The organism is Bacillus sp. DHT2, assembly GCF_026241455.1.
Classification (GTDB): Bacteria; Bacillota; Bacilli; order Bacillales; family Bacillaceae_G; genus Bacillus_A; species Bacillus_A pseudomycoides.
Genome location: NZ_JAPHWH010000009.1, coordinates 138,012 through 162,569 on the forward strand (window position 1 = coordinate 138,012; position 24,558 = coordinate 162,569).

The 24,558-nt window shown below is 36.2% G+C and carries 26 protein-coding genes and 4 pseudogenes; 21 read left to right on the plus strand and 9 right to left on the minus strand.

The window, feature by feature from the left end; all coding sequences use genetic code 11:
• Positions 1-134: 134 nt before the first annotated feature.
• The 7 genes and pseudogenes from ORL93_RS20205 to ORL93_RS20235 all read left to right on the plus strand — a co-directional run bounded on the left by ORL93_RS20205 (position 135) and on the right by ORL93_RS20235 (position 7,900).
• Positions 135-1,097, plus strand: a complete 963-nt coding sequence (locus ORL93_RS20205) for an AAA family ATPase (protein WP_018781444.1) — start codon at positions 135-137, stop codon at positions 1,095-1,097.
• The gene (locus ORL93_RS20210; RefSeq protein ID WP_098017305.1) at positions 1,097-2,311 is read left to right on the plus strand and encodes a DUF58 domain-containing protein; all 1,215 of its coding nucleotides are present in this window, start codon (positions 1,097-1,099) and stop codon (positions 2,309-2,311) included. Before ORL93_RS20205 ends, ORL93_RS20210 begins: the two co-directional genes overlap by 1 nt.
• Positions 2,308-4,542: a DUF4129 domain-containing transglutaminase family protein gene (locus tag ORL93_RS20215; RefSeq protein WP_033799035.1), complete on the plus strand. Its 2,235-nt coding sequence runs from the start codon at positions 2,308-2,310 to the stop codon at positions 4,540-4,542. Before ORL93_RS20210 ends, ORL93_RS20215 begins: the two co-directional genes overlap by 4 nt.
• A gap of 654 nt (positions 4,543-5,196) precedes the next feature.
• Positions 5,197-5,768, plus strand: a pseudogene (locus ORL93_RS20220) (helix-turn-helix domain-containing protein); the annotation flags it as partial.
• Positions 5,769-5,991: 223 nt separating this feature from the next.
• Positions 5,992-6,546: a hypothetical protein gene (locus ORL93_RS20225; RefSeq protein ID WP_003199265.1), complete on the plus strand. Its 555-nt coding sequence runs from the start codon at positions 5,992-5,994 to the stop codon at positions 6,544-6,546.
• Positions 6,547-6,602: 56 nt separating this feature from the next.
• Entirely contained in the window at positions 6,603-7,538 is a 936-nt protein-coding gene (locus ORL93_RS20230; protein WP_006095590.1) for a DUF7018 domain-containing (lipo)protein, read from the plus strand.
• Positions 7,539-7,597: 59 nt separating this feature from the next.
• Positions 7,598-7,900 (plus strand): hypothetical protein, encoded by a 303-nt coding sequence (locus tag ORL93_RS20235; RefSeq protein WP_003199269.1) that lies wholly within the window; start codon positions 7,598-7,600, stop codon positions 7,898-7,900.
• 59 nt (positions 7,901-7,959) lie between these two features.
• On the opposite strand, the gene ORL93_RS20240 is transcribed toward ORL93_RS20235, so the two are convergent.
• Together ORL93_RS20240 and ORL93_RS20245 are read right to left on the minus strand one after the other, a co-directional pair.
• Entirely contained in the window at positions 7,960-8,220 is a 261-nt protein-coding gene (locus tag ORL93_RS20240) for a hypothetical protein (RefSeq protein ID WP_033799691.1), read from the minus strand.
• Positions 8,220-9,308, minus strand: coding sequence for a response regulator aspartate phosphatase (locus ORL93_RS20245; RefSeq protein WP_003199272.1), 1,089 nt, complete (start codon positions 9,306-9,308; stop codon positions 8,220-8,222). The genes ORL93_RS20240 and ORL93_RS20245 overlap by 1 nt, the downstream gene beginning before the upstream one ends.
• A gap of 422 nt (positions 9,309-9,730) precedes the next feature.
• Here ORL93_RS20245 and ORL93_RS20255 point away from each other — a divergent pair, with 422 nt between their 5' ends.
• Together ORL93_RS20255 and ORL93_RS20260 are read left to right on the plus strand one after the other, a co-directional pair.
• Positions 9,731-10,024 (plus strand): hypothetical protein, encoded by a 294-nt coding sequence (locus tag ORL93_RS20255; RefSeq protein WP_155895706.1) that lies wholly within the window; start codon positions 9,731-9,733, stop codon positions 10,022-10,024.
• A 39-nt stretch (positions 10,025-10,063) separates the two neighbouring features.
• Positions 10,064-10,309: a hypothetical protein gene (locus ORL93_RS20260; RefSeq protein ID WP_006095589.1), complete on the plus strand. Its 246-nt coding sequence runs from the start codon at positions 10,064-10,066 to the stop codon at positions 10,307-10,309.
• Between the two features lie 53 nt (positions 10,310-10,362).
• Here the strand turns inward: ORL93_RS20260 and ORL93_RS31295 are convergent.
• Positions 10,363-10,755 (minus strand): annotated as a pseudogene (locus tag ORL93_RS31295) (SH3 domain-containing protein); the annotation flags it as partial.
• 423 nt (positions 10,756-11,178) lie between these two features.
• Here ORL93_RS31295 and ORL93_RS20270 point away from each other — a divergent pair.
• The 5 genes from ORL93_RS20270 to ORL93_RS20290 all read left to right on the plus strand — a co-directional run bounded on the left by ORL93_RS20270 (position 11,179) and on the right by ORL93_RS20290 (position 14,437).
• The gene (locus tag ORL93_RS20270; RefSeq protein WP_003205208.1) at positions 11,179-12,009 is read left to right on the plus strand and encodes a hypothetical protein; all 831 of its coding nucleotides are present in this window, start codon (positions 11,179-11,181) and stop codon (positions 12,007-12,009) included.
• Between the two features lie 221 nt (positions 12,010-12,230).
• On the plus strand, positions 12,231-13,106 hold the full coding sequence (locus ORL93_RS20275) for a DUF3994 domain-containing protein (RefSeq protein WP_003205210.1): 876 nt from the start codon (positions 12,231-12,233) through the stop codon (positions 13,104-13,106).
• Positions 13,107-13,143: 37 nt separating this feature from the next.
• Positions 13,144-13,755: a DUF7018 domain-containing (lipo)protein gene (locus ORL93_RS20280; protein ID WP_033799034.1), complete on the plus strand. Its 612-nt coding sequence runs from the start codon at positions 13,144-13,146 to the stop codon at positions 13,753-13,755.
• A gap of 38 nt (positions 13,756-13,793) precedes the next feature.
• The gene (locus ORL93_RS20285) at positions 13,794-14,297 is read left to right on the plus strand and encodes a DUF7018 domain-containing (lipo)protein (RefSeq protein ID WP_003205215.1); all 504 of its coding nucleotides are present in this window, start codon (positions 13,794-13,796) and stop codon (positions 14,295-14,297) included.
• Between the two features lie 14 nt (positions 14,298-14,311).
• Positions 14,312-14,437: a hypothetical protein gene (locus ORL93_RS20290; protein WP_255261246.1), complete on the plus strand. Its 126-nt coding sequence runs from the start codon at positions 14,312-14,314 to the stop codon at positions 14,435-14,437.
• A gap of 133 nt (positions 14,438-14,570) precedes the next feature.
• Here the strand turns inward: ORL93_RS20290 and ORL93_RS31300 are convergent.
• The 5 genes and pseudogenes from ORL93_RS31300 to hflX form a co-directional block, all read right to left on the minus strand.
• Positions 14,571-14,963, minus strand: a pseudogene (locus ORL93_RS31300) (N-acetylmuramoyl-L-alanine amidase); the annotation flags it as partial.
• Between the two features lie 34 nt (positions 14,964-14,997).
• Complete coding sequence (gene glnA / locus ORL93_RS20300; RefSeq protein ID WP_003203448.1) at positions 14,998-16,332, minus strand: type I glutamate--ammonia ligase; 1,335 nt, start codon at positions 16,330-16,332, stop codon at positions 14,998-15,000.
• Positions 16,333-16,380: 48 nt separating this feature from the next.
• A complete protein-coding gene (gene glnR, locus ORL93_RS20305; protein ID WP_002014475.1) occupies positions 16,381-16,770 on the minus strand; it encodes a transcriptional repressor GlnR in 390 nt (129 codons plus the stop codon).
• Between the two features lie 174 nt (positions 16,771-16,944).
• Complete coding sequence (locus ORL93_RS20310) at positions 16,945-18,216, minus strand: methionine gamma-lyase family protein (protein ID WP_033796336.1); 1,272 nt, start codon at positions 18,214-18,216, stop codon at positions 16,945-16,947.
• Positions 18,209-19,486 carry a GTPase HflX gene (hflX, locus tag ORL93_RS20315; protein WP_006095585.1) on the minus strand — a complete coding sequence of 426 codons (1,278 nt, stop codon included), beginning with the start codon at positions 19,484-19,486 and terminating at the stop codon, positions 18,209-18,211. The genes ORL93_RS20310 and hflX overlap by 8 nt, the downstream gene beginning before the upstream one ends.
• 92 nt (positions 19,487-19,578) lie before the next feature.
• On the opposite strand from hflX, the gene ORL93_RS20320 reads away from it, so the two are divergent.
• The 3 genes from ORL93_RS20320 (at position 19,579) to ORL93_RS20330 (ending at position 20,585) form a co-directional block, all read left to right on the plus strand.
• Positions 19,579-20,202: a trimeric intracellular cation channel family protein gene (locus tag ORL93_RS20320; protein WP_003203441.1), complete on the plus strand. Its 624-nt coding sequence runs from the start codon at positions 19,579-19,581 to the stop codon at positions 20,200-20,202.
• Positions 20,203-20,300: 98 nt separating this feature from the next.
• On the plus strand, positions 20,301-20,438 hold the full coding sequence (locus tag ORL93_RS20325; RefSeq protein ID WP_003208046.1) for a hypothetical protein: 138 nt from the start codon (positions 20,301-20,303) through the stop codon (positions 20,436-20,438).
• 12 nt (positions 20,439-20,450) lie between these two features.
• Complete coding sequence (locus ORL93_RS20330; protein WP_001051869.1) at positions 20,451-20,585, plus strand: hypothetical protein; 135 nt, start codon at positions 20,451-20,453, stop codon at positions 20,583-20,585.
• Positions 20,586-20,632: 47 nt separating this feature from the next.
• On the opposite strand, the gene spoVK is transcribed toward ORL93_RS20330, so the two are convergent.
• On the minus strand, positions 20,633-21,589 hold the full coding sequence (gene spoVK / locus ORL93_RS20335) for a stage V sporulation protein K (protein ID WP_018765230.1): 957 nt from the start codon (positions 21,587-21,589) through the stop codon (positions 20,633-20,635).
• A 119-nt stretch (positions 21,590-21,708) separates the two neighbouring features.
• Here spoVK and ORL93_RS20340 point away from each other — a divergent pair, with 119 nt between their 5' ends.
• The 4 genes and pseudogenes from ORL93_RS20340 to ORL93_RS31570 all read left to right on the plus strand — a co-directional run bounded on the left by ORL93_RS20340 (position 21,709) and on the right by ORL93_RS31570 (position 24,517).
• On the plus strand, positions 21,709-22,671 hold the full coding sequence (locus ORL93_RS20340; protein WP_006095584.1) for a tyrosine-type recombinase/integrase: 963 nt from the start codon (positions 21,709-21,711) through the stop codon (positions 22,669-22,671).
• Positions 22,672-22,786: 115 nt separating this feature from the next.
• Positions 22,787-23,227: pseudogene (locus tag ORL93_RS20345) on the plus strand (collagen-like repeat preface domain-containing protein); the annotation flags it as partial.
• A gap of 61 nt (positions 23,228-23,288) precedes the next feature.
• On the plus strand, positions 23,289-24,134 hold the full coding sequence (locus tag ORL93_RS20350) for a hypothetical protein (RefSeq protein ID WP_265959417.1): 846 nt from the start codon (positions 23,289-23,291) through the stop codon (positions 24,132-24,134).
• A gap of 35 nt (positions 24,135-24,169) precedes the next feature.
• Positions 24,170-24,517: a Gly-Xaa-Xaa repeat protein gene (locus ORL93_RS31570; protein ID WP_422109762.1), complete on the plus strand. Its 348-nt coding sequence runs from the start codon at positions 24,170-24,172 to the stop codon at positions 24,515-24,517.
• Positions 24,518-24,558 lie beyond the last annotated feature (41 nt).

Sequence of the window (24,558 nt, forward strand, 5' to 3'; positions counted from 1 at the left end):
CAAATCCCCTTCAGTTTCCCCGTAGATTGGTTTTTTCTTGCAACAAAAATCAAAAAGCAAATTTCATTTTACACGAAACATAATTTTCACAATAAATTGAATCAACTATAAAAAAGGAAATTGGGAGGAGTACGATGACGCAACTCGATTCTTTGCACCCAATTGTAGAAAAGATAATCAATAATATTGAAAAAGTGATTGTCGGAAAGCGAAAGGAAATCATTCTTACCTTAGCGGCTCTCTTAACCGAAGGCCATGTACTATTAGAAGATGTTCCAGGTGTCGGAAAAACAATGATGGTACAGGCCCTTGCAAAATCCATAGATGCAGATTTCAAACGGATTCAATTCACTCCTGATTTACTGCCATCAGATGTAACAGGTGTTTCTATTTATAATCCGAAAGAATATCAATTTGAATTTATGGCAGGACCTATTATAGGAAATATCGTGCTTGCTGATGAAATTAACCGTACATCACCGAAAACACAGTCAGCCTTGCTTGAAAGTATGGAGGAAGGCAATTTAACAGTAGATGGTATAACAAGACCTTTACCAAAACCATTTTTTGTAATTGCTACACAAAATCCAATTGAGTATGAAGGAACGTATCCTTTACCAGAGGCTCAGCTCGACCGTTTCTTACTAAAGCTAAAAATGGGCTATCCCACACCGGAAGAAGAATTTGAAATTTTAAATCGGACAGAAAAAACAAAGCCTATCTCTCATTTACAAGCCGTTATTACAATAGAAGAATTACTACACTTACAACAAAACGTACGGGCAATATATACAGACAAGGCCATCAAACACTACATCGTAAAAATCGTTAATCAAACCCGATCTTATAATTCCGTACAGCTAGGGGCTAGCCCCCGTGGCTCCATTGCTTTGATGAAAGCTGCACAAGCTTATGCGCTCATAAATGGCAGGGATTTTGTCATTCCAGATGATGTTAAATGTTTAGCTCCATATGTTTTAGCTCATAGACTCATTTTAAAAATAGAGACGAAATTTGAAGGGATAACACCAGAAAGCGTTATCATAAAAATTATCGCCCGGACTCCAGTACCGGCTCAAAAGGCGAAAAACTCCTAATGAAACAGCTACTACGAAATGGTCGTCACGCCGGGAAGCTATCGTTGCTTGCTTTATTCATCGCTTTAACATTTGTATACACCATGTTACAAGGAGAATTTGTAAGCTGGTTTCTATTTTACACCTTTAGTCCTTTCGGTCTTTACTCATTATTGTTACCCTTTTGTGCCTTGTGGAACGCCGAGGTGAAACGCATAACAAATCAAAAGGAGTTTACAGCAGGACAGCAGTTCTTATGCACTATTACAATAAAACGAAAAATCCCCTTCCCCTTGCTTTATTTAATTGTAGAAGAAGTGCTACCCATGGAGTTCAAAACTCGCAAACAATCAAAAAATGCAAAAGTGTTATTATTTCCAGGATTCAAGCGAAACATTTCATATCAATATGTAATCGACGCAATCCCAAGAGGAGAACACACCTTTTCGAGTGTGCGTGTAAAAACTGGTGATGTATTCGGGATTATCGAAAAAGAGACAATCTTTTCAGTTCCCAATAGATTTTTAGTTTATCCCCAATATGTAGACATAACTTATAGACAATTAGAAAACGATTTCGAACAAGGAACACTCTCATCAAATGTGAATGTAGCAAGAGATGCAACAGTCTCATCTGGTGTCAGAGACTATAAACCTGGTGACCGTTTTTCATGGATCGATTGGAAGGCAACTGCTCGAAAAAACAAGATTATGACGAAAGAGTTTGAACAACAACGAAGTCATGATGCCGTGATTTTCATGGACAGAACCCCCTCTCCCCTGTTCGAATTGGTTGTTACGTTTACAGCTTCTCTCGTGAGGTCTATCCTAAAACAAGATTCACAAGCATCATTTATATCCGCCGGAAAAGAACAAACCGTTCTTCCTTTACGTCATGGTGAGACACAATTACAACAAATTTTTCACCATTTAGCAAAAGTACAAGCAGACAATATGTTTCCGCTCTCTCAAACTGTAGAAATAGAGTTAAAGAAAATCTATCAACCAGTAACATTCATACTTGTAACAAGTAATCTTTCTCCCGATATTCAAAAAGTTGCTGACAGTATATCACTGAAAAGCAGTAAGCTAATGATATTTGTCGTCAAGGAAAAAGTACATCAATTCTCAAAATTGGAACTAAGCCTACTCGAAACGCTAAGAAAACAAAAAGTATTCGTGAAAGCAGTTTATGAGAATCATTATACAAATGTATTTTTTGAGGTGAACAAATGACCATATTACCTTCAAATAATAAATGGGATATCAGTAGTTTCCTAATGCATTTATTTGGTTTTCTCATTTTATTAGAATGGTTGCGACCACTTATAGAAATTACAGACATGGTGAGATTGAACCTCTTTACAGGATTTATAGGAATTTGCTTCATTCTCTCTTTTTTTCAAACGCGATTCCAAATTTCGATAAAGATTGTAGTCATCTTATTTATGATTCATTCGGTAGATTATAAGGGACCTTTTATTCATCCTGCTTGGTTGGTAGAATTCTTATCTGATTTTTTTCACAATATCCGCCTTCTCTTTCAAGCAAATTGGTGGGATCTTTCCAAATCTTTTCAGACCTTTTTATTTTTTTTAGTTCTTTGGTTTTCGTGCTTCCTCACCCTTTATTGGCTGATTCACCAAAAACGCGGACTCTTATTTCTTACGTTAACCGTTATTTATATTACAATTTTTGATATATTCGGCTTATATGACATGAACAAGGCGATTATTCGTACAATTATAACGGGTCTTTTCATGCTCAGCCTTCTCCAGATTGAACGTATAAAAACGTTCGAGAACTTACAAAAGCATACCAAATCCACACCGCAATTGCTCATCCCAATTGCGGTATCTATTATATTTACGATAACTATTGGATATTTCGCTCCCAAACCCGGTCCTCAATTATCCAATATTGATACTTTCTTCAGATTCGATACACCTTCAGCAAATAAAGAGACAACAATCAACAAAGTCGGTTACGGTATGGATGACTCTCAATTAGGCGGTCCTTTTAAATGGGACGACACAGTTGTTTTCACAGCGCAAATGCAAAATAGTCAATATTGGAGAGTTGAAACAAAAGACTTTTATACCGGAAAGGGTTGGGAAATTTCTGATAACCCGAAAAAAATTTCTTTTAAGAATAAAAACAACGTATTGAGTTGGTATGAACAAAATACAAAAACGGAAACTGCCGAAGCAATTATCACCATGCAAAAAGACTCACCTCACCTTATTTATCCCGCGGGATTAGTATCGGTTGAAGCTGCTTCAGATGTATCATTCCGTGCAGATCCCTTTTCGGAAAAAATCGATATGATGAAAGAAGGCTCTTCTACTACCTTAAATAAATATAAGGTGACTTATAAGACTCCTCATTTTTCTATCGAAAACTTAAAAGCTGTAAAAGCGGCTGAGGGTCTAGAGGCAAGCTCTTATTTCATAGAAAAATATACTCAATTACCGGACTCATTACCAAAGAGGGTAAAAGACTTAGCGATAAATCTTACAAAAGATAAAAACAATCGATACGATCAAGTATTAGCTGTTGAAAGCTACTTCGCAAATAATTCTTTTGTATATGAAACAGAACATGTTAAGGTTCCTGGAAAGGATCAAGATTATGCAGATCAATTTATATTTGATACAAAAAGTGGATACTGCAATAATTTTTCCACGTCTATGATTGTTTTACTTCGCTCTATTGGGATTCCGGCACGCTGGGTAAAGGGCTATACCGGGGGCACTCTTGAAAACAAAGTAACGAATTCAGATTATGAGAACATTTACACAATCGATAATAACAATGCACACTCTTGGGTTGAAGTATATTTTCCAGGATACGGATGGGTCCCGTTCGAACCAACAAAGGGTTTCAGCAATCCATATAACTTTACACATGACGCTTCTGCTCCAACTGCCACTTCACCAAATAGCGAAACTACGATACCTAGCAACGAACAAACTCCACAGCGAAATGCAGAAACAAAACAAAAAAATTTAATAGAAGATACCGAAGTCCTCTCTAACGGAAAGATTATGGATTCCAAAAAAGGATTTTCATGGGGATACTTGTTCCTTTGTATCATATCAATTAGCATAACTGGCTATGCCCTCTTTACTACTAGAATAAAGTGGTTCGCATTTTTTATCATTCTCTCCTATAAATACCGAAAAGGAGATGATGTTTATGCAAAAGCTTATGATGCACTTTTAAAACAACTGGAAAGAACCGGCATCTCACGCAACGAAAGCCAAACATTGAGAGAATATGCAATCCATGTAGATAACCTTTACAATTCGACTGATATGCAAAAACTCACTCTTAGTTATGAAAATGTTATTTATCAAAACCATCCTGCTACATCGGAATGGAGAAGGTTCATACAATTATGGGAAAAACTCATGAAAAAAGCATCCTCTCCACCCAAGTCGAATGAATTTGATACGTTCATTTGATTGAGTAAGGCGATTTCTATAATTAGAACAAAACCTTTTATTAATTTATCAGATTTGTAATCATAGTAGTCTCATGATCATGTGTTTTAGATAGTCCTTACGAATAATTAGATTCCTACTTCAAATTTAATTCAACTTTGAAATCCTTGATATCAGTAGTATCAAGAATTTCAGTTCTTAGTAAAAATAATCAATATTCTCAATACATTTACAGACACACAAAAGCGCGGTTCCTGATTACTCAGAAACCGCGTCACATTAATGTTTATTGCGTTTTATTTTTAAAATATTAATAAAGAGACATATATTTATCGCGTTCCCATTGGTGAACTTGCGTGCGGAACAAAAATCAATAAATATTTGTATCTATTAAGCTATGCATAAATGTCGTAGTACCAATGTTTAACGACAATTGTTTGTATATTGACTTTCGATAATATTCGTTTGCTTTTGAAATAAATATGGTCAAAATATGGTCATTAAGCGGCCGACAAAACACAGCCTGCTTTTGCGGGCTTTTCTTCTCTATTTTCTTATTACGGATAAACTTTGATATGACAAGAAAGATATGTGGGCGAATTGTGGGTAAAAAACACCTAGCAAAAGTTTGCTTAAATTTGGCATTATGTTGCTTTTTTGTTTCCACAAAGGAGACAAATATTAATGAAGAAACTTGTGGACCTCGGCATGATCCGCCAGGTATCTATGAAAAGTAATTCTGATATGATGCAAACTGCTAATGCTATAGTAATTCGACCTATTGTGGAAGAAGTGTCCGACAAGGAACCTACTAAAAGTCCTACAAAGTGTCCTACCATTAAAACACCCCCTGTTTCCTTAAAACAAAATATAAAAGATATAAACAAACGTAATAGTAATGAGAATAGTAATACTACTGAAGAGAATATTAAACAAGCTGCTTTGTTGCTCACTGGGTTCCAGAACGTTTCGTTTCTTTAACTAGCTCTTTTTATTCTGAATCAAAAACAATTCAAGAACTGTGGAAGGTTGTAAGACAGTGTAATAGAGTTGTTAATTACACAACAGGTGATAAAGCATTTACTAAAGACCAGGAGCTTACTATTGGCTTAAAAGCTATTAAAGAGTTTGTTATGAAAGTGAAGTCTGGAATAAAAATGAAGTATGGTAAATTTGCTTATTTCAATGGGATTGTAAATAACTTAATGGACAAGTTCTACTTCTATAAAGAGTTTATGGGAGTATAAAAAAGCTCCCAATCGCTAAACGTTAGAGGTCGAATAAGGGTAAATTGGGAAGAAAAGCATGCAGAGGGAGGATTCCCTACAACCGTAATACATGTTATCATATTATTAAAATTCCTAAAATTTCCTTTAAGGACAAAAAAATGAACTTAGATTTATTTATTTATTTTATGTTACAGTTCCATATGTTAGTCAATTACAACACTGTTAAGAAGGAGTATACATAATGAAAGCAACGAAACTCGTATCATTAGCAATACCTGTTCTATTATTAGTAGGTTGTGGGGTAGGAGATAAAGATTCTATCCCTAAGACTGAGGAAACTAGTAAAGCAATGTCGAAAACAGTAATATCTGAAAAACAGTATCCGTATTATATTTGTGAGCAACTGGTAGAGTTTCAATTCAAGAAGGATAAAATATTGTTAAAACTAGGAGAAGCTTCAAAAGATAATAAGAAATATAAAGATGTATTTAAAACAGCAAACAATATGGATGAAGCCTTAGACCGTATGGAGAACATAATAGTACCTGATAAATACAAAGACATTCATAAACTCGTACAAGAAGGGATAACAGATGCAAGAAAAGGAACAAAGTTAATAAAAGACGCTGATAAAGACGATGGACTGAAGATTCAAGAAGCTGTATTAAAAAGTTCTCCACATATGTCAGGTGTAGATGGAGAACAGTGGAGAGAAGCAATTTATAAGTTAAATCAGGAAACCAAAGATGCCTACGCCAAAGCACTTGATAAGAAAATGGAAGAACATACAAAGTAATAGAGTAACTTGTAATTATACATACAATCATTCAACTAATAAGGGGTAATAGAAATATGAAAGCAAAGAAACTAGTAACTTTAGCGATACCTATTATGTTATTGGCAGGTTGTGGTACCGATAAAACAGACGCAAAGCCAAAAGAAAAAATAGAGTCTAAGTCAGAAACTAAGGATAAGTTATCAAAAGAGCAGTATCCAGTTCGTATGACGAGTTTATCTTCTGAGTTAATGAATAAAATCTCTACTATAACTGAGATAGCAATGGATAAAACGAAAGACGAAAAGGATTTAGTAAAAGAGATAGTAAAAGAAGAGACTGAGTTACAAAAGATTATTTCTAAATTCGATAAGATAGAACCACCTAAAGGGTTTAAGGACTCTCATAAGGAAGTCTTAAAAGCGTTAGATTGTTATAGTAAAGCCTATGCATTACAAGTTGAAATTATAAAAGGCAAAGGAAAAGTTACAGATGAAGACAGAAACAAGTCTCAAAAGTCAATGGACTTAATAAAAGAAGGTAATGGTTATTGGAAAACTGGTTTCCAACCAATTGAAGACGCTACAGTAAAACAAGCAAACGCTCTTGGTTTCGATACAGGAGCAAAAACTGATACTCCTTCAACTTCTAAATCCGATGATGACAATGTGCAAATATCCGCAGACGGTAAAGAATTATTTGGTTCGTGGGGTAGTTACAAAGGTTCTGAGTTTCATAAAGGTTTAGACTTTAGAGAAGATAATTCATTCACGGCTTATGATGATACTGGTAAGTCTTCTTATGAAGACAACCATATGACAGGTACGTGGTTATATAATGCAGACAAGAAGCAAGTAACTATGATTCCTACTGAATTTGTTAAAGACGGTAAGAAGATAGATGCTAGACAAATGAATGCGGTAGTAGATTATACTGTTGAGTTTTTCAGAGCAGGTTCTTTAAGAATGGTAGATAGTAAAGGTAACAAAATAGAAGCAGAAAGACAGAAGTAAATATTGTGTAAAAAGGGGGTTATTTCATTAGTTATGATACAGTCGGATCGTTGCAACGTATGCAACAATTGGAACAAGCAGAAGCTGCAGCTGGAGAAAGATTAGTTCTAAAAAGAGCTAACACAACTTTAGATACATGGTTGGCAGTTATTGCAGTTATTTTATTCATTCCTACTTTCACTTTTTCTTTAGTAGCATTATTGATTTATTATTTCACAAAGGAATTTTTCGCTAAAACATGCTTAGTAAAAAATATAGCTACTGGTGAAAAATTTTATGTTGATAAACAAGAATTTAAGCAATACAAGAAGGATTTTAAAGCGAAGGAAAAACAAGTTAGAAAGATATCTGATTTGAAGTAAAAAAAGAAGAAGAACATCTTTTAGTGAGGGTAAATGTTCTTCTTTTACTGCAAATTCACTTAAATTTCTTTTGCTACAATGCCTCCACCGTTTCCATGCGCATTAGAAGGCGAACCACCACCGTCACCAATATTAACATAGTCAGGTCTTGCAGGAGCTCCGCCACCATCCCCCTTATTATCAGATATCGTATCAACTTTATTTAACGCTAAATCTGGCCTTACAGGTGCTCCTCCATCTCCTTTGTTTAATGTCGAAAATCCAGTTGTTATAGATACCGCAAATGCACAACCTATTGTTGTTAAGAGGATTTTTTTTATCATCTTAATGCTCCTTTTTCCATTTGTTTTTTTCGGGCTTCTTTACCCATACGATAATACTCGACTGCTTTTTCATAGTTGTTGTCATTATAAAATTTATCAGCTAAACGATCTGTATATTCTTCAATGCAATCAAATAATTCTTCTTTTTCGAAATACGAAATTCCTGCAAAAACAGCCTTTTCCAATGCAGCTGTATTTGTATTCATTGCTTTTAAAATCATGAAACGATGTTGATACTCCTGATTTTCCAGTTGATCACAGATGTACAATCCTTTTTCTATTAATCCTTCAGCTTTTTCATATTCACCTATTTTCAAATTTTCATCCGATTCCAAATAAATTGCACGAAAATGATTTTGAGAGTGATTTGTAACTTCTGATAAATGACGAATTGCTAATTCTGATAAATTTTGATTTGCATACAGTAATCCTAAGTTATTTCGAACCATCAACACATATTTTTTATGATTAGCTTTTTGAAATACATCTAGTGCAGCATTAAATGTTTCTTCAGCTAATTCAAATTGTCTTAAATCGATACAACATAATCCAAACATATTTTCACATAAAGCAACATTAATCTCGCAATCTGGTTGCTTTATGAATTCTTCTTTTGCTTTTTTTATGCAATCAATCGCTGACATATGTTGATAAGACTGATTATAAAAATAGCCTAATCGATAATAAAATTCCGCCTGTTCCAACTTATTTGGAACATATTTCAAAAGATTTTCAGCTGTCTCAAATTGTTCTTTTGCTTCTTTATATTTTGTAACAAACATAAGATAAATGGCTTTGAAAAAGTGATAATAATATGCCAAGTATCCTTTGTTAGGAATTTCAAAAGATTCCACATTATTAAAGCTATCTTCTTTAATCGAAATCCAGTCAGTCAGCACATTATATCTGAAATTTAATAAGGCAAAATACAGTAATACATCTTCATCCAATTCTACATGATTAATATTATTGTCAATTTCTTCTTTTAGTTGCCTTGCTTTCTCCACTTGTTGCTTCAACATTGATTGATACCAAGTATCTAATAAGTGTTTGATTTGCTCTTTAGTTACTATATGTGCACTCATAACAAGCCCCCCTATTTTCCTAAAATATTAACATAGTTCTACACATTATATATAAACTCCCTGTTTAAATTAATTGAAAAATAATTATCAGAAAATATTTTCCTAGGGAGGTAAAACTAAAAAAAACGACTCAATTAAGAGCCGGCACTTTTTATGCTTATTATTTAATTTTTACATAATAAGGACTTGCTGTAATGTAGTACACATTACCTCTACTATTTTTCACTTTATATTGTGCGGATCCGTTTGCTGTTACTTTATTAATAATAGTACATCCTAGTCCTGACTCTAAAGTACCGGCAACTTCTTTGGAGAATTCCCCCTATAGCTAGAGCCTAGCTAGGTAAACATATAAGAAAAACGAAATCATTTCGCATCTACTGTATTAAATATAATTTATAAGTAAAGGATTGTGATTATTCTTGAGCCTAAATAACGGAAAAAACTGTAACTCTGCTGCAATTCCTTGTCCTGTTCCTAGTTCGATTTCCGCTCCTTTCCCGGGTTCAGCGCCAGCTGCAATTCCACGCTTATTTTTTACTCCTTTGTCACCAAATCCACCTCCTATTCCCCTTCCGGAAAACACACTTAATATCCCGATTATGGAGTTCTTAGTTCCTGCCCAAGCAGTAGCAGGAGGAACAGCAAGAGTTCAGTTAGACTCAACAATCAGTACAGAAGTTTTTGTTGAGACAGAAGTAGTTGATCTTTTTTAAAATATAGATGCCATTACGTATCAGCTATTCCGTAATGATGTGCTGCTGACAGATACGATTGTATCTGGAAACTATGTAGGTGATCTTTCCGAGCCAAATTCGCTTTATACCTTTAACTCTACGTTTACATGGGTAGATTCCCCAAGTGATCCAGTACTCCCAACAGACCCTGTTCGTTATCGAGTTGTGGCAAATGTAGGTGAGTTTGGTGGATTGGCATTCATCGGAGCTCAAGTTAGAAATCCTGGATTTATCGGTGTGGTTTTTCCTACTGACCCTATTTAACACGAAAGGAATAAATAAAACCGACTCTGATTACAGAGCCGGTTTCTTTTGCGTTAGCGTACGTTAACATAGGAATTGCTTGCGGTGATGTAGAACGTGTTGCCTTTCGAATTGTGTACTTTGTATTGTGATGATCCATTGACAGTTACTTTTTCATCGATTTTAAACCCTAGTCCTGCATCTAAGGTACCAGCAACGTCTTTATCCTGCCAAGATGGAGAGTCATAGAAACGTAGTTTGTCCACTTTGGACACAATACGCTTTCCTGCAATCGGATTAACTGGCTCTTTCTTCTCAAACTTGATGTAAGAAGGATTGTTATATACCCATTGATTTCCTCCAAGATTTAACCAACCATCTTTTTCTCCCCACACTCGGTATGATTCTGGTTTATTTAACTGACGAATAACAGAGTAACTTGCACCTGCCCCTTTACGAAGAAAAACCCTCAACACGTTATGTGTCAAGGGTTTAAGCCTCTTAGTAAAGAGACATATATTGATCGCGTTCCCATTGGTGAACTTGCGTGCGGATCAAGCTTCACACCCTAATAACAAATCAAAATAATCACGAAACCTAAATTTATAGGGAATCTTTAAAATTTGAAACTCAAAACAAATAATATTGTTTCATTATTTCGTGGGCATTTTGTGGGTACTTTTGTGGGCACCTATTAATCAAAAAAACAAAAGAGCACAGCGTGTATATAAAGTGCTACCAACACTCTATATACCGTCCGCCTAATCACACTAGGCAAACACTTGCTGTACTCTTACGAACTATTCTACAGTACGTAAGAGCTCCTTAGCAACAGTTTGCTTACACACGGCATTCTGTTGCTTTTTTGTTTATACAAAGGGGCCTATATAATGAAGAAACGTATCGATGTTATCGCAAATGAAGTATCCTTCCACAACTTATCATCATTCACAGATGTGGAAGAACTAAATAAAACTGTACGTACATACCGTGACAATATCCATATGTCTATTAAGCGTACTGACGTACAATCTAAACTAATTACATTACTTGAAATTTTAAAACGCCACAGCTGCAAATATGTAGGCGTTAGTTTCCTATGTAAAAATAGAATCGCTGAAAAAATGGAAGTTTCATATAAAACTGTACAACGTTTAATGAAGAAACTTGTGGATTTAGAGATGATTAAGCAAGTTTCTATGAAGCGTAAAAAAGATATGCTTCAAACTTCTAATGCTATTATCATTCAACCAATTGTGGAAGAAGTGTCCGACAAGGTAGTGGTAAAAAGTCCTACAAAGTGTCCTACCATTAAAACAACCCCTGTTTCCTTAAAACAAAATATAAAAGATAAAAACAAACGTAATAGTAATGAAAATATCACTACACCTGAAGAAAAAATTAAAGAAGCTGATTTTGTTGCCCATTGGGTACCAGAACGTTTTATTTCTCTAGTTAGCTCTTTCTATTCTGAATCTAAAACAATTCAAGAACTGTGGAAGGTCGTAAGACAGTGTAATAAAACTACTAACTTCTCTACAGGTGATAAAGCATTTACTAAAGACCAGGAGCTTACTATAGGCTTAAAAGCTATTAAAGAGTTTGTTATGAAAATTAAATCCGGAGCAACAATGAATAAGGGTAAATTCGCTTACTTCAACGGTATTGTAAATAACTTAATGGATAAGTTCTACTTTGATAGTGAGTTTATGGGAGCATAAAAAAAGCCCCCAAACACTAAATGTTCGGGGGCGAATAAGGGTAAATTTGGAAGAAAAACATGCAGAGAGGGATTCTCTACAACCGTAATACATTTTTTCATATTGTTAAAACACTCAAAATTTCTCTTAAGGATGGAAAATCTTTATATCTTATTTATATAATTTATGCTATGGTACAATATGTTAATTAATTACAATACTTTCTAAAAGGAGGATACATAATGAAAGCAAAGAAACTAGTAAGTTTAGCACTTCCAATCATGTTACTAGGGGGTTGCGGAACAGACAATATAGAGAAGAAAGCAGACACAAAGGTAGCAAAGATAGAAGTAAAAGAAGAAGACAAGGAAAAGTTATCGAACGAAGCATACCCTTCTCGTATGTCAAACTTACATTATGAGTTAAAGTTGAAGATGGAAGAACTAACTGAAGTATCAAAAGGAAAAGACAAGGATGTAAAAGAGCAAAACAAGAAAATCTTAAAAAGTGCAGATGAGTTACAAGAAATATATGTTAAGTTTTACAAGATAGACCCACCAAAAGAGTTTGAAGAACAACACAAATCTGTTTTAAAAGCAATAGACTGTTATAAAGAAGCGATTGACACACAATTAAGTCTAGCAAAAAGTGGTTCTGTAACAAAGAATAAGACGGAGCAATTAAAAGACTTAATGTACAAAGGTAATGACTACTTAGAAAAAGGTATGAAACCAATTGAGGAAGCTGTAGAACATACCAAAAGACCTGACGCTATCCCTTTATCAAAAGACGGTAAAGAAATAGTAGGTGAATGGGGTAGTTATGTTGGTGATAAATTCACTAAAGGAACAGAGTTCCGTCAAGATGGTACATACACTATATTTGATGATGTAGACAACACACCTTATGAGAACTCACATATGGATGGAAAATGGTCTTACAATGGAGACACGAGAGAAATGACATTGACAATAGACGAATATGTAAAAGACGGCAAAAAGGCTGAACCTGGTGAAATGAAACAATCTATGACCTATAAAATGGAGAACTTTACTGATACGGGATACAAGATGGTAGGAGACGATGGTAGCGTGATGCGTCAAGTAAAACGTAGGTAATAGTCAATAACAGTATTCAAACAAAGGAGTTTTACATATGGGACGAAAAATACTAGTGTTCGTAATCATAGTTCCTGCTCTCTTTTTCGCTCTTGCAGGGGCAATAGCTAGTTTAGGAACTGGGGAAACATCGGTAGTGGCTAGAGTAATGTCCATAGCAGTACCTATTCTTCTACTAACATGGATAATAAAGAGATACACGAATAAGAAAAAGAAGTCTAACAACATTGCAGTAAGCGAAAGGGTATTTGAGACAGACGAAGAAGGTAGACTAACGAGTAAAACAGATTACGTTTTAAAAGTACAAAACATATCTATGGTTTGGGTACAAGCACAAAATAAATTCAGTGAGTTAGAAAAGAAAGACCCTACATTCCTTAACACACACGATGAATTAAAGCAAGTAGTAAGTGAAATGAAGTCAGCAAACAAGAAATTAAGAGAAATTAAACCACCAGTAGAGTACGATAACTTGCAATCAGAGTTATCTCAATCTCTATATACTTTTGATAAAGGTCTAGACATAATGGTAGAGGGGTTTACAACATTAGATGAAACAAAGATTAATAAGTCAGGTGAACTGATTGATGAAGGTAGTGACGGTCTTATGGAGTCACTTGGAGTTATTTTAAGCTTAACAAAATCGTAAAACGAATAATAAGAAACCAAACAAAGGGGTATATAACAATGAAACGTAAACTATTAGCAGTAGCATTACCAATTATGTTAGTAGCAGGGGTAGGTTGTTCAAAAGACGCTTCTGAAAGTAAAACTGACAGTCTAGAAGTAGCGGAGACTGATAATCAAGAAGTATCAAATAGTAAAGCAGAAAAAGAGTACAAGTCAAAATTAAACTCTTTAATGAAAGATATAACTAAAGAGTCACTAGTATTAAAAGAAGTCATAACTAGTGATAAATCAATAAAAGAAAAAGAAGAAGAGTATAGAGAGAAGTCTAAGGCTTTGTTGGAAATAACTGATAAAGTAATTGAGTTAGACCCAGGTAAGAAGTATAACGACGTACAAAATACGGTAAAAGACGCTATGTATGAGTTAAAAGGTGGAATAAGTTCAACGAAAAACGGCTTAATCATGAAAGATAAGGGTGTCGTACAGCAAGGTGCAGACTCGTTTACGAAAGCATCTGATTTACTATTAGAAGCAGATAAAAAGATGAAAAACATAAAGTAGTAACAAGGGGGACTATGTCAATGAAACGTAAAATATTAGCAGTTGCATTACCAATTACTCTAGCTTTAGGGGTAGGTTGCAGTAAAGACAATGTAGAAGAAAAGAAGACTGATAGTTTAAAAGTAGTAGTAGATTATTAAACTTCTATACTTGACTTAAGTAAAGCGTTAGAAAGCAAATTATCTACAGAAGAATTAAAAGAGTTATTTATGAATGCTAAAGTTTAATACATAGTAAAAAAGCCGACTCAATTAAGAGCCGGTTTCTTTTATGTTAACGTACGTTTACGTATGCATCACTAGCTGTAATGTAGTACGTATTCCCTTTCGAATTGTGTACTTTGTATTGTGGTGATCCATTGACATTTACTTTTTCATCGATTGTAAACCCTAGTCCTGCATCTAAAGTACCAGCCACGTCTTTATCATGCCAAGATGGAGAATTATAGAAACGTAGGTCATTTACTTTGGATACAACGCGTTTTCCTACAATTGGATTAACTGGCTCTTTCTTCTCAAACTTGATGTAAGAAGGATTGTTATATACCCACTGATTTCCTCCAAGATTTAACCAACCATCTTTTTCTCCCCACACTCGGTATGATTCTGGTTTATTTAACTGACGAATAACAGAGTAACTTGCACCTGCCCCTTTACAAAGAAAAACCCTCAACACGTTATGTGTCAAGGGTTTAAGCCTCTTAGTAAAGAGACATATATTGATCGCGTTCCCATTGGTGAACTTGCGTGCGGAACATATCCCACTCAATTTCTTTCGCTTCGATGAAGTGCTCAAGTAAATGTTCACCTAATGCACCACATACAATTTCGTTAGATTGTAGTGTAACTAACGCTTGTGCTAATGTTGCTGGTAAGTCAACGATACCTGCTTCTTCACGTTCTTCTTTAGTCATTACATAGATGTTACGATCCACTGCAGCTGGCGGAGTTAATTTATTTTTAATTCCGTCAAGACCTGCTGCTAATAATGTTGCCATTACTAAATATGGGTTTGCAGCTGGGTCAACACTACGTACTTCTACACGTGTACTGATACCGCGAGATGCTGGAATACGCACTAATGGACTACGGTTTTGTGCAGACCATGCTACGTAACAAGGCGCTTCATATCCAGGTACTAAACGTTTGTAAGAGTTTACAGTTGGGTTAGCTACCGCTGTAAATGCCGGGGCATGTTTTAAAATACCTGCGATAAAGTGACGCGCATCATCACTTAATTGTAATTCACCATTTTGATCGTAGAATACGTTTTCTCCATTTTTGAATAGAGATAAGTTACAGTGCATACCAGAACCGTTCACTCCGAATAATGGTTTCGGCATAAATGTTGCGTGTAAACCGTGTTTACGAGCGATTGTTTTTACAACAAGTTTGAATGTTTGAATGTCATCACATGAACGAAGTGCATTCGCATATTTAAAATCAATTTCGTGCTGTCCTGGTGCAACTTCATGGTGAGATGCTTCAATTTCAAAACCCATTTCTTCAAGTTCAAGAACGATATCACGACGACAGTTTTCCCCTAGATCCATCGGCGCAAGGTCGAAGTATCCACCGTTATCGTTTAGTTCTAATGTTGGATTTCCTTTTTCATCAACTTTGAATAAGAAGAACTCCGGTTCCGGTCCAAGGTTGAATTCTGTAAATCCTAGTGCTTCCATTTCTTTTAACATACGTTTTAAATTGTTACGTGGGTCACCTTCAAATGGAGTGCCATCAGCATTGTAGATATCGCAGATTAAACGAGCTACTTTACCTTTTTCAGCAGTCCAAGGGAATACTACCCAAGTATCTAAGTCTGGATATAAGTACATGTCAGACTCTTCAATACGAACAAATCCTTCAATTGAAGATCCATCAAACATCATTTTGTTATCTAGAGCTTTCGTTAACTGACTAACTGGAATCTCTACGTTTTTAATAATCCCTAAAAGATCCGTAAATTGTAGACGGATATATTTTACATTCTCTTCTTTCGCTAAACGAAAAATATCTTCTTTTGTGTACTTTGCCATTATATATTCCTCCTTAGTCCCTCTAAACACCTTCAGAATCAGTAATCTTTAGTGAAAAAACCTTGAAATATCACCTTGCCGTAATGAAGTTCGATTGAATCTACCTGTATGTTGCAATTCATCTCGAAGAATTTTACGAAGCTCGGATTTTGAAATTTCTTTCGTTTCTTCTTTTACTTTCACTGCTTCTGTTTGATTTTCTTTCATTTGTAACACTTGTTTAATACCAGCCATATTTAAGCCTTGATCTAACAAATCTTTAATTTCTAACAACTTATCTACATCATTAAATGAAAACAATCTACGATTTCCCTTTGTACGGGTTGGGAAAATTAAATTGTGCTCTTCATAGTAGCGAATTTGACGAGCAGATAATTGTGTTAAATCCATTACAATACCAATAGGAAACAGCGGGGCAGAACGTCTATCTTCTTTCATTGTTTCAGTTCCTCCTTCGCCTTAACTGTTTCTCATTTTATATCATGTTATGTTTGATGTCAACAGATGTTAGCTTTTCTAACATGGTTTTTTTATAAATTTTTTCATTCTTTTTTAAAATGGCATAAATACCTTCTTCTATACAAAAAAGCTGCCGAAATCGACAGCTTTCCCTTACGAAATTGTTAATAGATTTTTTTCAATTAACGCATCGATCGCAGAACAAATCGCAATCTTCACGTGAGAATAAGTTAATCCACCTTGCACATAGGCAACATACGGAGGACGAATTGGACCATCTGCTGATAGCTCAATACTTGCACCTTGAATAAACGTACCTGCAGCCATAATGACATCATCTTCATAACCTGGCATATAGCTTGGATACGGTGTAAAGTGAGAATTAATTGGAGATGCGTATTGAATTGCTTGGCAAAATGCAATCATACGCTCTTTGTCATCAAATTGAACAGACTGAATTAAATCTGTTCTTGCAGCATTCCAAGTTGGTGATGTATTCATTCCTAACTTTTCTAAAAATGCAGCTGTAAAGACCGCCCCTTTTAACGCTTGACCAGCAACATGAGGAGCTAAGAAGAAACCTTGATACATTTCTTGTAAGCTATATAAAGATGCCCCTGCTTCTGCTCCAATACCTGGAGATGTTAAACGATATGCACAAGCTTCTACATATTGTTCTTTCCCAACAATGTAGCCACCTGTTTTTACAATTCCACCACCCGGGTTTTTAATTAGAGACCCTGCCATTAAATCTGCCCCGACATGGCACGGTTCTAACTCTTCAACAAATTCTCCGTAGCAGTTATCTACAAATACAACAACATCTGATTTAATCTCTTTTACAAAAGAAATCATCTCTTTAATTTCTGCAATTGTAAATGACGGACGAGTCGCATACCCTTTTGAACGCTGAATACCAATCATTTTCGTATTTTCCTGAATAGCTGCTTCTACAGCTTTAAAGTCAACGCGTCCTTCCGCCGTTAACGGTACAGCATTATAACCAATGTTATATTCTTTAAAAGAACCAACACCTTTCCCGCGCACACCAACAATCTCTTCTAATGTGTCATATGGCTTCCCTGTTATATATAATAATTCGTCACCAGGGCGCAAAATACCAAATAAAGCTGTTGAAATCGCATGTGTACCTGAAATAATTTGCGGACGAACAAGCCCTGCTTCTGCTCCAAATACATCAGCATACACCTTTTCTAATGTGTCACGACCGATGTCATCATAGCCATAACCTGTTGTTGGAATAAAGTGTGAATCACTAATTTTATGTTTACGAAAACTTTCTAATACACGAAATTGATTACTTTCAATTATTGTATCAATACGTTTATGTACACCGGTAATTTGTTCTTCTACTTCTTTTACAATAGGAGCAATTCTTTCTCCATTTTTCAAACGATCAAACATTTTTATTCTCTTCTCCTTTTTCCACTAAAAATCTCTTTAACTGTCCATTCAGCGGTGAATGAGCAAATATATAACCTGTACACTCATACAAGAATCCATCTTCTTTAAATTCCATCCCAGTTAATACCGTTTCTGTTTTTAAAAGCGTTAATAATCTACCTTCACTCGGAGGAATCATGACCTTATACGATTCCATCTCTTCCATCATCTTCGTTTCTACCGATTCTTTCAAGCTTAATAGATCCGTTTCTTCAAAAGCACTTGTCATAAGAAAATCATTTTTTGGAAACGGAATAAAATTTTGATGTAATCTATCCTTCTTATTGTAAACCGTAATAATCGGAATGTGGTCAATTTCAAGGTCTTGTAGTAATTTTTTCACCGTCTGTTCATGACCTACATAATTTGGATCTGCAGAATCAACGACATGTAAAATCACATCCGCTTCCCTCGCTTCTTCCAGTGTAGAGCGAAACGCAGCAACCAATGATGTTGGTAAATCTTGAATAAACCCCACCGTATCAGTTAATAGCACCGTATATCCACACGGCAATTGCATTTTTCTTGTTGTTGGATCTAACGTCGCAAACAGCAAATTTTCTTCAAATGTATCTGCTTCTGTTAATCTGTTAAATAACGTCGATTTCCCAGCATTTGTATACCCAATTAACGAAACTTGAAATACTTGATTATCCTTTCGGCGCTCACGATATCTTTTCCGGTGCTCCACAACAATCGCTAACTGCTTCTTAATCTCATCAATACGAGAGCGAATGTGACGACGATCTGTTTCTAGCTTCGTTTCACCAGGACCTCTCGTACCAATCCCGCCTCCAAGACGTGATAGCGCTAGCCCTTGCCCCATAAGACGTGGCATCGTGTATTGTAGCTGAGCTAATTCCACTTGAAGCTTACCTTCTCTTGATTTCGCACGCTGAGCAAAAATATCCAATATTAGTTGCGTTCGATCGATTACTCTCGCATCTAACATAGCTGATAAATTGCGAATTTGGCTCGGTGTTAATTCATTATTAAATATAATAACAGCTGGTTCTAATTCTTCCGTCAGCGCTGCAAGTTCTTCTAATTTCCCCTTACCTATGTAAGTAGCAGGGTGAAATTTCGGACGTTTTTGCGTTGTAGATACCAAAACTTCTGCACGTGCCGTCTTCGCTAGCGATGCGAGTTCTTTCATGGAATGCATAAACCGTTCATCATCATCTTGTGGCAATTGACAGCCAACTAATATGACTTTTTCTTTTTCTTCCATCAAATATGTTCACTCACCCTTTTCGAAAATTAAACCTTCTAATATAATAGCAGAGGAAGCACATTTCATCTAGTTAGCGAGGGAGAAAATTCATGGCATGGGAGATTTTTAGCATCATCGGTACAATTGCCTTCGCACTCAGCGGAGCTATTGTCGCAATGGAAGAAGATTACGATATTTTCGGGGTATATATTTTAGGGATGGCAACTGCCTTTGGAGGAGGTGCCCTTCGTAATTTATTAATCGGCTATCCAATCGGCGCTTTTTGGCAACAAGACATGTTATTTCAAATTGCACTTTTATCAATGACGATTATCTTTCTATTTCCAAATAAATTAATTAAACATTGGAAAAGATGGGAGAACATCACAGATGCTATCGGCTTATCAGCATTCGCTGTACAAGGAGCACTTTATGCACAAAAGCTCAACTTACCTATTAGCGCTACAATTGTTGCAGCTGTTTTAACAGGGATTGGCGGTGGTATCATTCGTGATTTATTAGCACGCCGCAAACCTCTCGTCCTTCGCGCAGAAGTATATGCATTTTGGACGATTTTAGCAGGATTTTTAATTGGTGCCAAGATTATTGTCAGTGACTGGGCTCTATACACCTTATTTATTTTTATTGTTTGCTTCCGCATGATTTCCATTCATTACAAATGGCATTTACCGCACAGACGCTTAGAGAATAAAGAGCGTTCCTTGCATAAATAGTAAATTCACCTCTTTACATGACGTAAAGAGGTTTTTCTTTTCCAACGTTTTTTTCTGTTCAGAGTGTCCATACTAAACTTTAAAGCGAGGTGAACATAATGACAAACCACGTAAACAAAGGCGCTCAAAAAAGCTCAGTTAACCAAATTAGCTTCGACCCAAAATCCGCCCATGAAAAAAGCAAAAAGATGGAGCGATATCATAGGGCATATCAACAAAAAGCTAAAGAAGAATAGAGGTGATAAAGAATGGCAAAAGGAAACAACAACCGCAATCGCGGACAAAGTAGTAGCGTTAATCCACAAGGACTTGCATCAGATGTAGCTGATACAAGTCCAAAAAGCAAATTAGAACAACGAGCAAAAACAAAAAATACAAAATAGAATACGATGCATTACGTTTCTCTTCCATAATAAAGTAAACGCACAGTTTATGAACTGTGCGTCTCTTCTTCAAGCGTTAAATCACTACTTGATATCCCAATTAAATCATACTTATCGTATGCATCCTCTTGCAATAAGCGCATTGCCTGTGTACGAATGGATTTCTCAACAATATTCCGGACATAGCGTCCATTACTAAATGATGTAATTTGTGATGAATATTTCACCGCATGTAAATGATCACGGAATTTCCATTCCGCCTCTTTTGATAATTGATATTCTCGTTCATCATACATTCTCTTTCCAATTTCAAGCAACTGATTCACTGTATAATCCGCAAACTCAATAATAAATGGAAAACGCGATTGCAAACCTGGATTTAAAGAAAGGAAATGATTCATCTCTCTTGAATATCCCGCTAAAATCAAAACAAATCCATGTTGCTTATCTTCCATATGTTTGACAAGCGTATCAATCGCTTCTTTTCCAAAATCTTTCTCTCCACCACGCGCTAGCGAATACGCTTCATCAATGAACAATATTCCACCCATGGCTTTTTTAATTAAATCTCTTGTTTTTTGTGCTGTATGCCCAATATATTCTCCCACAAGATCCGCGCGTTCCGCTTCGACTAAATGCCCTTTTGATAAAATGTTCATCTCAAATAATAATTTCCCAATCATTCTTGCGACAGTTGTTTTCCCCGTTCCTGGATTTCCTTTAAATAACATATGAAGCACTTGCTTTTCTGACTTTAAGCCAATTTCTTGCCTTTTCTTATTTACATAAATCCATGCATAAATTTCTTTTATGATTTTTTTTATATCTTCCATTCCAACAAGTTTACCCATTTCTTCTTCAATCCGCTGCAGCATCTCATGCTTCGTAGACGTTTCACTTGAAATTACCGATTTCTTTTCTGGAGCAGGTACTGAAATTTTTTTTCGGTGATTTAACACAATATTAATTTGATTATTATTTTTCTTTCGCATCGATTGTTCCATACAATCACCTCTTTTTATCGACTCACCAAAAAATATCATTAATTTTTCCACTTCCCATACAAATAACTGTTTTCAGAAAAATTTGTTATAATATAAGAAAAAAACAGGGTGGTGGGAATATGGAAACAAAGGAAATTCATGATACGGTACAAGCTTTTTCTTCCTTTTTATTAAATAAAGGAAGAAAACCTTCAACCATTAAACGTTACGTCTATGATATTGAAGATTTTGGGCATTGGTTAGAAAGAAATAAAAAACTTTCCTCTAGTAATATATGGGCTACACTTTGTACAAAAGACTATGAAGATTATTTTTCCGACTTAAAAAAGAAACGGCATTACTCTGAAAAAACAATGCACCGTGTTTTTATTGTCTTAAATAGACTATATCAGTTTTTAAACCTCCCAAACCCATTAAAGGACATGAAACTCGTCATCCAACCTAATCGCGCGTTACGTGATGAAGATTTCATTTCAAAAGAGGACGAAAAACGCTTAAAACATACTCTGACTTCATTAGAAGGATTATCAGAGAAACAACGCCCTGTCCGTCCATTACTAATGGATCGTAATATTTCTATTGTAAATTTACTCATTGACTACGGCTTATCCCTACAAGAACTTGTATCATTAAATATGCATCACGTTCATTTTGAAACGAATACAATTTCCATTCCAGCAGTAGCAGGTGTTGAAAGAACCATTGATTTAACTCACGACGACAAACAACAACTATATAACTATTATAAAAAAATCCCTGAACCAGTTCGTCCCAAATACCATAGTGATGACCCGCTATTTGTGGCATTTGATTTCAACCGTAACACATATCGGTGGGTGTACGAAAATGATGCTCCAAAAGCACTAACAGAAATAGCCGTCCAAAAAATGATTCGTCTTGAGGTGGCACGGGCAAATTTACGGAAAGGCATTTCCGGCCAACACTTTCGAAATACATTTATTTTACGGTTAATTAAACAGCACATCCCAGAGCAAGAAATCATGAAACGCGTTGGTTTCAAATCAAAAATTTCATTAAAAAGGTATTATCAATATGCAAAACAAAAAGAAAACGCCTTATAAATGGGCGTTTTTACTATTTTTCACATAAACTGCCCGTTTCCCTATTCCTTTTTATCTTTAACTTGCATCTACTATGATAGGTTTTTCACCATCTCAATTAGAAAGGAGCATTTTAATGTCTTATTTTAATGATAACCAAAAAAAGATTTCAAAACCGTATTTTCCAACACAACCTCATCGTATTCCGACAGTCCATTATACCCCTATTCCTAAATTATACGCGAATCTTTTTTCCGATACTTTAAGTGACCTAACTAATATTATTCCAGCTGTATTTTCCAATCCAACAGAATCTAACACAAAAGAACTTATAACCTTATTAGAAATAATAAAGGGGTTCCTGGAACGTTTAAACTTAACGCTTACACAGCGAGAAGCTGGCATTGCAATTGTCGAAAATTTAATTACTATTTTGGATAATCAACCTTTTGTAGCAAATGCAACATATATTGAATTACAAAACCTACTCAACTTTTCACTGTATATCACTAAATTATTTAGAATCAATCATCTTGTGTTCCAAAAAATCATCATGCAAATAGAAAATTTACAAATTACTTTACTACAAATTGCGTCAATTGAAATGACTGGACCTCAAGGCGAACAAGGATCTCAAGGTGAACAAGGGTTTCAGGGCGAACAGGGACCTCAGGGCGAACAGGGACCTCAGGGCGAACCAGGACCTCAAGGCGAACCAGGACCTCAAGGCGAACCAGGACCTCAAGGCGAGCAAGGACTTCACGGCGAACAAGGTATTCAAGGCGAGCAAGGGCCTCAAGGCGAGCAAGGGCCTCAAGGCGAACAAGGACCTCAGGGCGAACAAGGACCTCAGGGCGAACCAGGACCTCAAGGCGAACAAGGACCTCAGGGCGAACAAGGACCTCAGGGCGAACAAGGACCTCAGGGCGAACCAGGACCTCAAGGCGAACCAGGACTTCACGGCGAACAGGGACCTCAGGGCGAACCAGGACCTCAGGGCGAACCAGGACTTCACGGCGAACAAGGACCTCAAGGCGAGCAAGGACCTCAGGGCGAACAGGGACCTCAGGGCGAACAAGGGCCTCAGGGCGAACAAGGGCCTCAGGGCGAACCAGGACCTCAAGGCGAACAAGGACCTCAGGGCGAACAGGGACCTCAGGGCGAACAAGGACCTCAGGGCGAACAAGGGCCTCAGGGCGAGCAAGGGCCTCAGGGCGAGCAAGGGCTTCAGGGCGAACAAGGGCTTCAGGGCGAGCAAGGTATTCAAGGCGAGCAAGGGCCTCAGGGCGAACAAGGGCTTCAAGGCGAGCAAGGGCCTCAGGGCGAACAAGGTATTCAAGGGGAGCGAGGACCTCAGGGAGAACAAGGTATTCAAGGGGAGCGAGGACCTCAGGGAGAACAAGGTATTCAAGGGGAACGAGGACCTCAGGGAGAACAAGGTATTCAAGGGGAACGAGGACCTCAAGGGTTTAGTTTTCCAGTAACTACAGCCGTACTTAAAAATACACTTCCACAAACTATAAAACCTAATCAAAACATCCAGTTCAATCTTATCTCAAACATAAATAACATACATTTCGATGCAACAGATACAATCACAATCCTTGAAGATGGTGTATATGTCATTGACTTTTCAGCTTCAACAATATTTTCGGGGTCAGCTCCCTTCGGCTTTGGAATTTCCATTAATGGCAACATACCTTCAGATAACTTTTCAGCAAACACAATTGGAAGTTCAATTACATTTTCAACAATTGAAACTTTAAAATCCAGAACTACGATTACTATTCAATCTACCACTAATACAATCACTATTCCCGAGACAGGTGATACCACTGTTAGACTCTCTATTTTCCGCATTCATTAAAGAATCTCTAAAATATATAAATAAAAAAAGAGCGAATCACT

Bases quoted from the DNA above. Each gene is read 5' to 3' on its own strand.
- ORL93_RS20205 (WP_018781444.1), top strand. From the start codon at position 135: ATGACGCAACTCGATTCTTTGCACCCAATTGTAGAAAAGATAATCAAT.
- ORL93_RS20210 (WP_098017305.1), top strand. From the start codon at position 1,097: ATGAAACAGCTACTACGAAATGGTCGTCACGCCGGGAAGCTATCGTTG.
- ORL93_RS20215 (WP_033799035.1), top strand. From the start codon at position 2,308: ATGACCATATTACCTTCAAATAATAAATGGGATATCAGTAGTTTCCTA.
- ORL93_RS20225 (WP_003199265.1), top strand. From the start codon at position 5,992: ATGAAAGCAACGAAACTCGTATCATTAGCAATACCTGTTCTATTATTA.
- ORL93_RS20230 (WP_006095590.1), top strand. From the start codon at position 6,603: ATGAAAGCAAAGAAACTAGTAACTTTAGCGATACCTATTATGTTATTG.
- ORL93_RS20235 (WP_003199269.1), top strand. From the start codon at position 7,598: ATGCAACAATTGGAACAAGCAGAAGCTGCAGCTGGAGAAAGATTAGTT.
- ORL93_RS20245 (WP_003199272.1), bottom strand. From the start codon at position 9,308: ATGAGTGCACATATAGTAACTAAAGAGCAAATCAAACACTTATTAGAT.
- ORL93_RS20270 (WP_003205208.1), top strand. From the start codon at position 11,179: ATGAAGAAACGTATCGATGTTATCGCAAATGAAGTATCCTTCCACAAC.
- ORL93_RS20275 (WP_003205210.1), top strand. From the start codon at position 12,231: ATGAAAGCAAAGAAACTAGTAAGTTTAGCACTTCCAATCATGTTACTA.
- ORL93_RS20280 (WP_033799034.1), top strand. From the start codon at position 13,144: ATGGGACGAAAAATACTAGTGTTCGTAATCATAGTTCCTGCTCTCTTT.
- ORL93_RS20285 (WP_003205215.1), top strand. From the start codon at position 13,794: ATGAAACGTAAACTATTAGCAGTAGCATTACCAATTATGTTAGTAGCA.
- ORL93_RS20290 (WP_255261246.1), top strand. From the start codon at position 14,312: ATGTCAATGAAACGTAAAATATTAGCAGTTGCATTACCAATTACTCTA.
- glnA (WP_003203448.1), bottom strand. From the start codon at position 16,332: ATGGCAAAGTACACAAAAGAAGATATTTTTCGTTTAGCGAAAGAAGAG.
- glnR (WP_002014475.1), bottom strand. From the start codon at position 16,770: ATGAAAGAAGATAGACGTTCTGCCCCGCTGTTTCCTATTGGTATTGTA.
- ORL93_RS20310 (WP_033796336.1), bottom strand. From the start codon at position 18,216: ATGTTTGATCGTTTGAAAAATGGAGAAAGAATTGCTCCTATTGTAAAA.
- hflX (WP_006095585.1), bottom strand. From the start codon at position 19,486: ATGGAAGAAAAAGAAAAAGTCATATTAGTTGGCTGTCAATTGCCACAA.
- ORL93_RS20320 (WP_003203441.1), top strand. From the start codon at position 19,579: ATGGCATGGGAGATTTTTAGCATCATCGGTACAATTGCCTTCGCACTC.
- ORL93_RS20325 (WP_003208046.1), top strand. From the start codon at position 20,301: ATGACAAACCACGTAAACAAAGGCGCTCAAAAAAGCTCAGTTAACCAA.
- ORL93_RS20330 (WP_001051869.1), top strand. From the start codon at position 20,451: ATGGCAAAAGGAAACAACAACCGCAATCGCGGACAAAGTAGTAGCGTT.
- spoVK (WP_018765230.1), bottom strand. From the start codon at position 21,589: ATGGAACAATCGATGCGAAAGAAAAATAATAATCAAATTAATATTGTG.
- ORL93_RS20340 (WP_006095584.1), top strand. From the start codon at position 21,709: ATGGAAACAAAGGAAATTCATGATACGGTACAAGCTTTTTCTTCCTTT.